Genomic DNA, 1,293 nt, shown 5'->3' on the forward strand with positions numbered 1-1,293 from the left:
GCTCAGCACGGTGCTGACCTACGTCGGCGGCCCGCTGCGCGCCGTGGTCAGCTACAACGACATGAACAATGCCACGGGCACCGGATCGGCCAAGCTGTATTTCGGCGGCGCGCGCTACGACTTCGGCCCGTTCAAGCTGCACATCGGCCTCGACCGCCAGAAGACGGACAACGCCGGGGTGCTGACGACCGATGCGAACGACACGATCGTGGCGCTGACGATCCCGGTGGGCCGCGGCACGATCCTGGCGTCGTACAACTACCTCAACGACCGCAGCAAGGCCAACGCCGACATGAAGCAGGCAGCAATTGGTTACAAATATGAGCTGTCGAAACGCACGACGCTGTACACCTCCTACGGGCATATCAACGTTAACGATGCAAACCGTGTGATGGTCGGCATCCGCCACCGGTTCTGAAAGGTCGAGTCCCTTGATGCCGCATTATGAAATCCAGGAGAGCGGGGTGTTCGTTTAGGTTCTGAATGAACCTACGGCTCCCGACATGGAATACACCGTAGCATTCAGGATCGGGAGCAGCAATGAAAACGCACAACCAGCCGACCAAGGAACAGGTGCGGCAGTATCTGGAAACGCGGCGGACCCAGGCATCGCCGCCGCCTTCGATCACGGAAATCCGGCGCCAGCTCGGCTGGGGGCTCTCGGCCGCGGCGGCCGACTGCGGGCGCTGCCACGGGTGCGGCCGCTAGCGTTCACCCTGCGTCCTGCGGCGTCGCCGCCCCGGCATCGTCCACCGCCTGGCGCACGATCATCGCAGTTGGGCTGCAGCCAGCGCGGGCAAAACGTATTCGAGGACGGGCTTGCCGTCGACATTGCGGCGCCGTGCCGCGATGCGCATGGTAGGCCCGTTGACGACGATGTCCAGCCGTGCCGGCCAGTCCGCGGCGGGGACCCGCAGCACGACCGGCTGGCTCGCGCTGAACAGCCAGCGGCCGTCCTGGCGCCACAAGGCCGCGGCGGCCGCGGCGTCGGTCGCGGATAACGCGTAACCCGAGGCTGCGATCTCGTGGCCGTGCCCGAGGAACAGGTACAGCAGGCCCCCGTCGCGCTCCGCGGCGATGCCGTAGCGGCCGCGCAGGCGCTGGCCGTCGAGCTGGTACACGGCGTCGTCGGCGTCGCCGGACATGATGGTCTGGCGTCCGCCGTCCGCGGTGGCGACGCGCAGGGCGAGCGCGCGGCCATCGCCGGACTGCTCGACACCGAGGACGTGCGCGGGGCCGCCGTCGCCCGGCTCGAACACGGCGGCAAAGGGACGCCGCCACGCCTCGCCGTCC

3 protein-coding genes are annotated in these 1,293 nt (G+C 67.7%); 2 read left to right on the forward strand and 1 reads right to left on the reverse strand.

Annotation, left to right across the window (positions count from 1 at the left end; genetic code table 11):
• Both AC1DYX_RS31230 and AC1DYX_RS31235 read left to right on the forward strand, forming a co-directional pair.
• Nucleotides 1-418: porin (locus tag AC1DYX_RS31230; RefSeq protein ID WP_477266110.1), on the forward strand; the 418-nt coding region annotated here is incomplete at its 5' end.
• Between the two features lie 122 nt (nt 419-540).
• On the forward strand, nt 541-708 hold the full coding sequence (locus AC1DYX_RS31235; protein ID WP_477266112.1) for a hypothetical protein: 168 nt from the start codon (nt 541-543) through the stop codon (nt 706-708).
• Between the two features lie 59 nt (nt 709-767).
• Here the strand turns inward: AC1DYX_RS31235 and AC1DYX_RS31240 are convergent.
• On the reverse strand, nt 768-1,293 hold a 526-nt coding region (locus tag AC1DYX_RS31240), incomplete at its 5' end, for an endo-acting ulvan lysase-like protein (protein ID WP_477266114.1).

Source organism: Massilia sp. P2_C2, from assembly GCF_056404615.1.